The organism is Streptococcus oralis subsp. dentisani, assembly GCF_002860905.1.
Taxonomy (GTDB): Bacteria; Bacillota; Bacilli; order Lactobacillales; family Streptococcaceae; genus Streptococcus; species Streptococcus oralis_BA.
The window spans coordinates 236,699-249,125 of the sequence record NZ_PKIG01000003.1 but is presented as its reverse complement, the minus strand read 5'-3'; the positions used below and the strand labels follow the sequence as shown (position 1 = coordinate 249,125).

Annotated in this window: 2 protein-coding genes; both read right to left on the bottom strand. The window is 38.7% G+C overall.

Annotated elements, in window-relative coordinates:
* Positions 1-6,368: YSIRK-type signal peptide-containing protein (locus CYK16_RS06760; protein ID WP_142374673.1), on the bottom strand; the 6,368-nt coding region annotated here is incomplete at its 3' end.
* Positions 6,369-6,973: 605 nt separating this feature from the next.
* Positions 6,974-12,358, bottom strand: a complete 5,385-nt coding sequence (locus CYK16_RS06755; protein WP_101776817.1) for a G5 domain-containing protein — start codon at positions 12,356-12,358, stop codon at positions 6,974-6,976.
* Between the last annotated feature and the right edge of the window lie 69 nt (positions 12,359-12,427).

The window sequence follows — 12,427 nt, the reverse complement described above, 5'->3', positions numbered from 1 at the left end:
GTAATCTTACTTGTGCCTGGTACTTTACCTTCTGGTAACTCACTATTTGGTACTTTACCTTTTCCGTCTTCACCGATTGTGACTGTGATTGGATTACCATCTTTACCTGGAATCTCTACCTTAGTTCCTGGTGGATATGTTGCTCCATCTGGTTTCTTCGGTGTTACTGTAACTTCACCCGTATCTGGATCTTGTTCCAATTCCACTGTTGGGATAAGCTTAGATGGAGTCGTTACATTAGGAACGTCCACTGATGGTTTACCTGGGACCGTAATCTTACTTGTGCCTGGTACTTTACCTTCTGGTAACTCACTATTTGGTACTTTACCTTTTCCGTCTTCACCGATGGTTACTGTGATTGGATTACCATCTTTACCTGGGATCTCTACCTTAGTTCCTGGTGGATATGTTGTTCCATCTGGTTTCTTCGGTGTTACTGTAACTTCACCCGTATCTGGATCTTGTTCCAATTCCACTGTTGGGATAAGCTTAGATGGAGTCGTTACATTAGGAACGTCCACTGATGGTTTACCTGGGACCGTAATCTTACTTGTGCCTGGTACTTTACCTTCTGGTAACTCACTATTTGGTACTTTACCTTTTCCGTCTTCACCGATTGTGACTGTGATTGGATTACCATCTTTACCTGGAATCTCTACCTTAGTTCCTGGTGGATATGTTGTTCCATCTGGTTTCTTCGGTGTTACTGTAACTTCACCTGTATCTGGATCTTGTTCCAATTCCACTGTTGGTGTCTTACGTGCTGGTGTTGTTACTTCCACTGGTTTCGATGGGTTCTTGTTAGGTTCTGTTACTGTTCCTTTTCCTGGCAAGTCTCCTTTTGGAAGCTTATCATTTGGTACTTCTCCTGAACCATTGTCACCGATTGTGACTGTGATTGGTGTTCCATCTTCACCTGGAATTTCTACCTTAGTTCCTGGTGGGTATGTTGATCCATCTGGTTTCTTAGGCGTTACTACTGCATCTCCATTTGGTTTACGAGTGATATCGATTGTAGGAGTTTGAGTTGTTGGTGTCTTAGGATCTGTTCCGTTTTTCTCTTCATCCTTGTCTGGAATTCCATCGTTGTCATCATCTGTGTCTACTTTATCTGGAATACCGTCTCCATCTGTATCGCGTTGGATAGTAACTGGAACATTTACAGGAACTACCTCGTCACCATGTTTAACTTTAACTGGGATCGTAACTTTACGTTCTTCTTCTTTCGGTCCCCAATCTGTGACAGTTGGTGTACCAGTTAAGTTACCATCGCCATCTACTGTTAATCCATTTACTGGTGTTTCTGTGGTGATTGTTGAACCTGGTTTGTTTGGTGTTACTACTGTAACTGGCGTAGTTTTTTCTTTTTCCAGAACTGGTGCTGGTGGAGTAACTTCAGCTCCCAAACTACCATTTGCTGTTCCTCTAGCTACTGGACTCTCAAGAACTACATTATCAATTCTCTTAGAAACTTTTGCAGTTATTTCTGTTTTATCTGCAACCTCAGCATCAGAAATTGTCACAACGCCTGCAGGGGTTACTGACACTTTATCAGCTGTCTTACCATTTACAGTCCAAGTATTTCCTGATTTTGTAACTGTTACAGTTTCTGGTGTAGTCTTACCTGTTGGTACATAAGTAAGGGTGATAGTATCAATATCTTGTGGATTAGTACTATTAGGGCGTGTTGGTGGGGTAATTGTCACACTACCATCCGAATTACCTACTATACTAGGTACTGTTGGTGTTACTGCCAACACTACTTGACGCTTAATTTCTGCAGGTGCAAATGTTGTTCTAGTTGTACTATTTACATCCGTAATAGAATTTTTGCTGGTATCCGGGAATACTGCTGTTGCGTTTCGAGTATATTTCCCTGAGTTATCTAGTGTTGTTCCTGAATCTAATTTATCTCCAGCTTTCCATGTCCACGTCATACCACTTGGTAAATAATTGTTTCCACGATCTGCTTTATCTTCACTATCTACAACCTTAAGATATCTATGAGCATCAATATTTTTACCACTATTGGCTACATTCAACGTTGAAGCTACTGGTACTTTTGCGATACCATTTTCAAGGTTTCTAGTCTCAATATCAACCACTCGATATTTGAATTTCAAATCACGGCTGTCAGTAGCACTGCTTCCTTCAACATGTAGAGTCCCTATGTGTTCTCCTAGTGTTTGTGTGTTCACTACTGTTCCTGAAGATAAACGAGTTTTATACTTCTTGTCTTCTGAACTTCCATCTTTACCGGTTTGAGCTGTAAAGTTAGAAGCAGTTACACCATACGGAAGATTTCCAACTGTTACTTTTGAGATTGTTCCTGAGTTATCCCATACCTTCAATTCAGGGTTAAATTCAGCACCACGATAGACTGTAAAGATTGGTGAATTAGCTGTTTCTGTTAATGTAACACCATTTAAAGTAGCTTGTGGTTTTTGAGTGTCTCTTGCCACTGCTTTTGCTGAATCTGAATCAGCTCCATCTCCATTTTTTGTAACTACTGTTACTTCTGTCAAATCTTTTACTTTGTCCGCTGGAATCGTGATTTCTCCAGTATTTGGATTGATTTGTACCTCTGGTTTATCTACTGTCCAGTTTCCTTTTGGATCTTTCTTTCCTACAGCCGTTTTTGGTTGGTTATCTTCCCCTATATAGCTAACCGTAATCTTATCTACTTTTGCTGGATCTTGTGGTTTACCTGTAACATCACCATTATCTTTTGCTGTTGCTACTGGTGTTTGTGGTTTTGAGTTCTTAGTGGTATCTTTAGCTACAGGACTCTCAAGAGTTAGGTTATTATCAATTCTCTTAGAAACTTTGGCAGTTACTTCTGTTTTATCTGCAACTTCCGAATCTGGAATTGTAACTACACCTGCAGGTGTTACTGATACTTTATCCGTTGGTTTACCATTTACTGTCGCTGTCCAAGTATTTCCTGATTTTGTAACTGTTACAGTCTCTGGACTTGTTTTACCTGTCGGTGTGTAAGTAAGCGTAATAGTATCAATATCCTGTGGATTAGTACTATTAGGGCGTGTTGGTGGAGTAATTGTTACACTACCATTCTCATTTCCAACTACGCTAGGCGCTGTTGGTGTTACTGCTAAAACTACCGGACGCTTGATTTCTACTGGAGCAAATGTTTTTCTAGTTGTACTATTAACATCTGAAACACTACTTGGGAATATTGCTGTTGCATTTCGAGTATATTTCCCTGAATTATCAAGTGTTGTTCCTGGATCTAAATTATCTCCTTGTTTCCATGTCCACGTCATACCGCTTGGTAAATAATTGTTTCCACGATCTGCCAAGTCTTTACTATCTACTACTTTTAGATAGTTATGTGCATCAATATTTTTACCACTGTTTGCTACATTCAATGTTGAACCTACTGGTACTTTTGCTACACCGTTCTCTAGATTTTTTGATTCAATATCAACTACACGATATTTGAATTTTAAATCACGACTATCTGTAGCACTACTTCCTTCTACATGAAGAGTTCCTATGTGGTCTCCTAGCGTTTGAGTATTCAATACTGTACCTGAAGATAAACGTGTTGTGTATGGTGTTTTTTCAGTTTTACCTGTTTGAGCTGTAAATGTAGATGCTGTTATTCCATATGGAAGATTTCCTGTTGTTACTTTAGAGATTACACCAGAGTTATCCCATACTTTTAATTCTGGGTTAAATGTAGCTCCACGATAAACTGTAAATATTGGTGCATTAGCATTTTCAGTCAAACGAACTCCATTTAACGTCGCTTCTGGTTTTTGAGTATCACGTGGTGTTACATTGAATGTAAATGTTACTGGCTTAGCTTTATTACCCGCATTATCACTAGCATTGAAAGTAATCGTATTTGTTTTACCGACGTCTTCTTTACTTGTAGTAATAGTAATTGTAGTTACTTTTTCTGAATCTGTTGTTTTAACATTCGTATTTGTTGCATTTCCAGAAGTAATTCTAGTGCCATATTTTTTTAGGAAATCAGAACCATCTATATTAACAACTTTATTATCTTTTGCTGTTACTGTAAAGGTTACTTTATCACCTTCTACTACTGTTTGGTTAGCTGGTGATATTGCTAATGTAGGTGGTTGGTTATCTGGTGCTTCTGTTGGAGTAACAGGATTGCTTCGAACAGAAGTTACTGTTCCACCATTATTCACAACTGTTTCAGCTGTAATAGGTTTTCCTGGTAAAGCTTCTTTAACTGTAACTGTCGCAGTCTGTCCTTTTGTAACTCCAGTTCCGATCACTCTATCACCATCGTAAAGCTTAACTGTAGAACCATCTTTCACTCCACTTCCAACATTAACAGTAATTTGTTGATTTGTTAAGCCTTTTTTATTGGCAACACTTGTTGTAATAGTCGGTTGTTTTGGTTTAACGATTACTGTAACTCTTCCATCTGAACCTGAATTGGCATCAGTTGATTTAGTACCGTCTTTATAAGTAGCAACAGAAGTATATTTGAATACTCCAGCTTGTGCTGTACTTGTTGGCTTGACACCATCTTTCCAACTCCAAGTCATACCCGAAGGAAATGGTTTTCCCTCTTTATGTCTGACATAACCTGAATTTACAGGATCATCTGGATTTCCCAAAGCATCTCCTACTGTTTTTGTAACGGTTAAACCTTGAATTGGGTCTAATGGTGCGTCGGGTTGACTTACTACTCTTGTTCCAAGACCAGCATAGACGTATCCCGCAGTTGCATTCGTAGCTGAGCCAGCCTTAGTAGTTACAGCCATACTCCCTGCTTTTTGTGCTTCTGCAGCAGTCACATTATCTCTTAGGCGCATTTTTACATGATATTTGTAAGCATAATTTTGATGACTACTTATAGTTAATATATGAGAATAAGACCCTCCAGGATAGCTACCGTTTGATTTAATAATCCCATTTAGTTCAGAATTATCTTGTAAATTTTTCAACATTTCTTGTCGTTGATTATCTCTACCTGGGCCACCATCCAGCTGATAAAGAAGATTTCTATCATTCCATGATCTTCTAGCACCCGAATCTTGATACTTATAACTTTTTAAAGGAATATTATACGTATCCCCTACCTTAGTGAAATGATTAGGATTATCAGAAAGCGTCCCTGTACCTCTATTATTTGTATATCGTTCGTAATAAGATTCGTAAATAGTCCCTACTGGATAGTTATTACCACTATTATACAAAATGTCACGTGGCGGATAGAACCAAAACGTATTATTAGTTACTCCATCCAAGGCTTTACCATCATTTTGGAAGTAAACGTCGTAAGTAATAAATTTCTTACCACCTTCTTCACTATATTTTGCCGTCATAAACGTTTTTGAAATCGTACGATCACGATCCCCAATAGTCGTTGCTCCTTGCCCTTTAGCTTCTGATATATATTCTTTAACATTAATTAAGGCATTTTCTACACGACCATATTCAACAGTAGTCGCTCTAAACTGTGCTCCTTCTCCCATGCTCTTGCCGTTACGTGAGTCACGAGCACCTGAAGTCAAACGTGTTGTAGCGTTTTTAACAGAGTTAAACATTCTCTTCACACGTTTTGTCATATCTTCAACATCGTTCAGAGAAACTGTTGTATTTTCAAGAACTCCTTGAGCCAAGCCCAATAGTTCATTGGCTTTTTCAAGAACTTCTTTGCTAGTCTCATGCTCAGGCAATTCCAAAACAGCCGCCTGCAATTGATCTACAGATACTTTCAAAGTATCTTTTTTAGCTGATACAGTTTGACTCTCTTCGCTTGCACTTACTTCAGGAGAAGTTTGACTTGCTAGATTGTCAGCTGGCTTCTCAGTTTTATCTGCTTGTTTATCAACTTGAACCTCAGTTGCTTCCTTAGCAGCTGATACGACTGTCACATCTTTAGACAAGAGTTCTACAAGCTCGTCGATATCCTTTTGAGCTAGCTCAGAACTTTCTAGGGCTTCTTTCCCTTTTTGAAGTCTGTCCTTAACAGGCGATACTACTGACTCGTCAAGGTTTAATTTAGTTGAAAGAAGAACATTTAACTCTTCAACTACTTTTTTCAACTTGGCTTTATCAACTGTAGGCGCGTTATTCACAGTGCTTGTAAGCGCTTGATTTTCTGCATCTACTTTTTCTTCAGTAGTGTCTGGACTCTCTTTAGGCAATTCGGCCTCATTTTTAGGATTCACTACACCCGCATTAAGTTGTGAAGTCTTGTCAACTAGACTATCCGCACTCGCAACGCGGGCACCCAAAAACATCAGCGCTGCAACAGCAACTGAAGCGGCACCGAAACTATATTTACGAATAGAAAAGCGCAAAACTTTTTCACGTTGCTGACGCTTGATTCTATTGAGCGAATTTGATTTATTTTCCATTGTTCCTCCTTATGTTAAAACACAAAATCAAATTAAAAGCAACCTTCATGGCTACACATCTTATAGTAATGCACCCATGAAACCTGCTATGATGAGCATATCTTACACATCACAGCTATCACAGCTATCACAGCTATCACAGCTATCACAGCTATCACAGCTATCACAGCTATCACAGCTATCACAGCTATCACAGCTCGATTATACCATTTTTAATATATTTACACAAGATAAAACTGTTTTATTCCATAGAATAAAGGATAAATTGTTTAACTATACATAAAATATTATTATGTTATATTTTGAGGTATAACAAACTCTCTAGCTTTAAAATAAATATGTAACCACATATCGTATCAGATAATTCATCGTCATTTTCAATAGTAAAAAATAATCACCTAAAAAATTTAATGGTAACAAATGACTCACTCCATATCCCAATTAATAGCGTATCCAATTGAGATTCTTAGTACAAAGATTAGCATCTACTTTCCAAAAACACAACAACGGCCTTGTACCTCTTAAAACGAGGAACAAAGCCGTTGTTTAATCTTTTCTATTCATTGTCCACTTAACAATGAACAGTTCATATTTTGACTAAATTTTTAGTCTTCTTTTTTCTTGCGAGCTACAAGTCCAAATCCACTCAATAGTCCAAGAAGTCCTAGAGATGCAAGAGACGCATTTGATTCTGTTCCTGTATTTGGCAATACATTTTGAGAATCATTTGACTTAGCTCCATTATCAACAGTAGTCTTAGTATCTACCTGAACTGCATTTGGAGTTGGAGTAGCTGGTGCTGGTTTATCTTGACCAGAATTTCCATTAGCATCATGTGTTGCTGACGCAACTGGAGTTGGAGTTGTTAGCGCAGCCGTATCGTGACCAGAATTTCCATTAATATCAGGTAGGACTGGAGTTACTGGAATTGTATTTGGAATTGTACTTCCACTTACTTTTCTGAAAATGTGGGTCATTACTGGTTCATTTTCATCAATCACAGTTCGTACAAATTCATATCCTGGAATTGATCCATGTTCAGCATCCTTTTCATTACCTGTCTTAACGGATGGTTTCAATACATTTCCAGCTTCATCAATCCATCGAACCTCAATCATTAGCTCTGGCAATTCAATCGAATCTGGTAATACACCGTTTTCAAAAATTGTTACCTCAGGTGGATTTTCGACTGGAACTTCCACAGATGGTTTACCTGGTTCTGTAACTTTACCTTCTCCATTTTCACCTGGGATTTCTACCTTAGTTCCTGGTTGATATGTTGAACTATCTGTTTTTTTCGGTGTTACTGTAACATCACCTGTCTTAGGATTTTGTTCTAACTCTACTTTTGGCGTCTTACCTGTTGGGGTTGTTACCTCAGGAACTTCAACAGATGGTTTATCTGGCTCAGTAATCTGACCTGGTTTTGTAACTTTACCTTCTGGGAGGTCACTGTTGGGTACTTTACCTTTTCCATCTTCACCTGGCATTTCTACCTTAGTCCCTGATGGGGATGTTGAGTCATCTCGCTTCTTCGGTGTCACTGTAGCATCACCTGTCTTAGGAGATTGTTCTAACTCTACTGTTGGTTCTTTACTTGTTCCATAAGTTCGAACTGTTGTCGGAGTTACATTACCTGTTTTTGGATCAACTTCATAGGTAGTGGTATCAATCACATCACGACCTTCAGGATCTTTAGATTGTTCAACCTTAGTTTTCGCACCAATTTTAACGATTGTCTTACCTGCTGGGGTGACGACTGGATTACCAACGTGTTCTGTAATATGACCGTCCTTTGGATCTACATCGTAAGTGGTTGTAGTGACTGTTTTACCTTTTTCACCCTCAGTACGCTGAGCTGGTGTACCGAAGTCTTTTTCAACATCTCTAACATACTCAACTTCTGGCTCAATTGGTGTTTCTACTACTTTGTCCTTCGCTGCAACTTTGACAATTGTTTCTGTTGGATTTACTACTACTGGTTCTCCTACTCTTTCTGTAATTGTTCCATCTGCTGGATTTACTTTGTAAGTAGTGGTTGTTGTACGTGAACCTGCTCGACCTGCTTCTTCCACATTCGGTTGATCTTTGTCACGTGTATCATCTTTCACATACTTCTTAGGTGATGGGATTTCGGTTGTTTCTACTTTATCCTTCGCTGCGACTTTGACAATAGTATTAGTTGGTTCTTTCGTACGAACTGGTTGACCTTCACTTGCTGTAATCTTTCCAGTATTAGGATCTACTGTGTACGTTGTGGTGATGGTGTCTTCTCCAGGAGTTCCTTCTTTTCGAACTGGTTCTAAATCTTTGTCACGACTATCGTCTTTTTCATAGACAACAGGGGATGGTACAGGTCTTGTCTCAGTCGTTGGTTCTTTCGTTGTTCCATAAGTTCGAACTGTTGTAGGAGTTACCTTACCTGTTTTTGGATCAACTTCATAGGTAGTGGTATCAATCACATCACGACCTTCAGAATCTTTAGATTGTTCAACCTTAGTTTTCGCACCAACTTTAACAATTGTTTTGCATGCTGGGGTGACGACTGGATTACCAACGTGTTCTGTGATATGACCGTCCTTTGGATCTACATCATAAGTGGTTGTAGTAACTGTTTTACCTTTAGCTCCTTCAACGTGTTCATTAGGTGTGTCAACTTCTCGTTCACCATCTCTGACGTACTCAACTTCTGGTTCAATCGGGGTTTCTACTACTTTGTCCTTGGCACCAACTTTAACGACTTTTGGTACCATTTCTGTTCTACTAACGATCGGTGTTCCATCCGTTACCGTACCATTAGTTTCATTAACAAGTGTTGATGTTGTTGTTACTATCTTACCTTCAGATCCATTATTAGTAACCGTATTAGTTCCTACATCTTTGGTTTTATCTGCTTCATACCGTGTTGTTACCGGAATTATTTTGGTTACGACTTTGGATTTAACGCCATTTGGACTGGCAATGTCTTTCCTTACTGTTGGAGTAAGGGCACCGGTACTTGCATTGACTTCGTAGCTTGTAGTCTTCTTAACAACATCATCGCCTTCTTTAAGGTATTCAACCTCATCTTTAGCTGGGACCTTGACCACTGTCGGTTTTGATGGAACTACTACTGCCGGTTCTTCATGTGGAATGAGGCTGCCATCTATCGAATTCACAGCATAAGTGGTAGTTACTGTTCTAGTGCCTGGAGTACCAGCTACTGTGATTTTTGCTTCACCTTTAGCTTTTGTCGCGTCTTTTTCATAACGAATACTTGGCTCTATTGGCGTAACAACAACCTTAGATTTAGCACCATCTTTCTTGAACACTTCATTTTTTTCTGTTGGAGTTAAGGCACCGGTACTTACATTGACCGCGTAAGTTGTTGTCTTCTTAACAACATCATCGCCTTCTTTGAGGTATTCAACCTCATCTTTAGCTGGCACTCTAACCACTGTAGGAGTTGAAGGTTTGATAACTGGCTTTCCTTCATGTGGAATGAGGTTACCATCTGTCGAATTAACTGTGTAGGTTGTGGTTACTGTTCTGGTACCTGGAGTACCAGCTACTGTGATTTTTGCTTCACCTTTAGCTTTTGTCGCGTCTTTTTCATAACGAACACTTGGATGTATTGGCGTAACCACAACCTTAGATTTAGCACCATCTTTCTTGAATACTTCATTTTTTTCTGTTGGAGTTAAGGCACCGGTACTTACATTGACCGCGTAAGTTATTGTCTTCTTAACAACATCATCGCCTTCTTTGAGGTATTCAACCTCATCTTTAGCTGGGACCTTGACCACTGTAGGAGTTGAAGGTTTGATAACTGGTTTTCCTTCATGTGGAATGAGGTTACCATCTGTCGGATTCACAGTATAAGTGGTAGTTACTGTTCTAGTGCCTGGAGTACCAGATACTGTGATTTTTGATTCACCTTTAGCTTTTGTCGCGTCTTTTTCATAACGAACACTTGGCTGTATTGGCGTAACCACAACCTTAGATTTAGCTCCATTTTGTTTGAAGATTTCCTTTTTCTCTGTTGGAGTAAGGACACCGGTACTTGCATTGACCGCGTAAGTTGTTGTCTTCTTAACAACATCATCACCTTCTTTGAGGTATTCAACCTCATCTTTAGCTGGCACTTTAACCACTGTAGGAGTTGAAGGTTTGATAACTGGTTTTCCTTCATGTGGAATGAGGCTACCATCTGTCGGATTCACAGTATAAGTGGTAGTTACTGTTCTGGTGCCTGGAGTACCAGATACTGTGACTTTTGCTTCTTCTTTAGCCCTTGTGGCGTCTTTTTCATAACGAACACTTGGATCAAGTGGTGTAACGACAACCTTAGCCTTGGCACCATCTTTCTTAAACACTTCATCAAGTGTATTTTTAGTAATCTGTCCTGTATCAGGATCTTTCATACTCACAGTTGTTGACTTAATGATGTCATCTCCGCTTTTACTGTATACAGTAGTTTCTCCAAATTTTTCTACAGATTTAACTGTTGTAATTTTTTTATCTTGATAACCTGTCCCATCTAAGGAAATTCGTTTCCCAGACATAAACTCTGATCGTCTATTAATCAGATCGGCTTCAAAATAAGAACGTGAACTATGACCTCCGCTTGTCCGTCCAACATTTATAACAACATCACTATCATTGCTGACACCTTTTCTTATCGTCGAATCATTATCAACAATATAATGAGTCATTTTACCAGACTTAGCTATTTTTTTGCTATCTAAACCTTTTTGCCAAAATTCACGACGGGAAACCCAACTTGTCACAACTTTTGGAGCATTGAATGTTGTTCCTTTTTTTAATACATTATTATAAAAGTTTCTATAAGCCCGCTGTTCTTTAGGAGACATGACTCTGCTATCAGAATATGCCAACTGATAGGCTTCAACCATTGCCCGTTGTACTAAGTATCCTCCTAAAGAATGTCCTGTCAAATAAAGATTGGTAATACTCTTATCTTTAGCTAGTTCGCGCATGATATTTTCTGCATCGTTCCCTTGCTGAGGATTGCTTCCTACTCCAAGTACTCCATCAGCCACAATATCTTTGGCATCACTTGTTCCACGAAAGGCTAACACTTGTGCAGTTCCATTTGGTAAATATAAGAAATCACTCTTAGTTTCATACAAGACAGCATCTAGTCCACTGGATGTATGATAGCTTTTCTTTCTTTTCCAATAAGGAGCTAATTCCCTATTCATCATCATGTATTCATAGCGTGGTTTACTTTCGCCTTTCTTTTTGTATAAATCCGCCTCTGTTAATTGCTTCTTATTATTTAAAACTTTATCAATATAATCATCATCACGGTAAGACAATTCCATGAACATAATCATATCGCGCTCACTGACATTCCATTTTAATTTTTCATCTGGCTTTTCTTTACTGTCAATAATACCATCACCATCAGTATCTTCTAACATAGGATGACTATTATAGCCTACATACTTTTTTCCGTCCTTTTCATAAATATAAAGTTCTTCTTTATCCTTCAAGTAATCTTCATCTGTATAAGCTTCTGGACTTAACTTAGGGCCGTTTAGTAACAAACTGTCAAGCTTATTACCTTCTGAACCGATTACTCCTGCTTTTATTTGCTTAGCATACTCATCAGTTAATTCATACTTTTTAACCTCGGAAGGATTTGATGTTGCTCTCACCGCTGGAGTGCTTGATCTGTCTTCACCCGCCACGAAATCCCTTGTGGTCAAGCTATTATTTTCCTTATCCCCAGATCTGACGGGTTCTGTAGTCCTTGTAGATCCTATTGGAACATCTCTGGTATCTAACTCAGAAGAAGGATTATTTTGATTATCTGATATAGGTTGCACTGCTTCTCTTTTCTCCACAGAAGGTAGAGAATTTTCCGTAGAAGCAAGTACTCCCTGAGATGGTGTAAACAAGGCAATTCCTATTAATACAGAAGCCACTCCAACAGAAAACTTTCGAATCGAAAAACGTTGACGTTTATTAAAAATATCTTTCATTTTACCAACTTTCTTTCTAACTATTTTTTACAAAATAGAGGGTTCTAATATTTTGCCTTGACAGAAAAC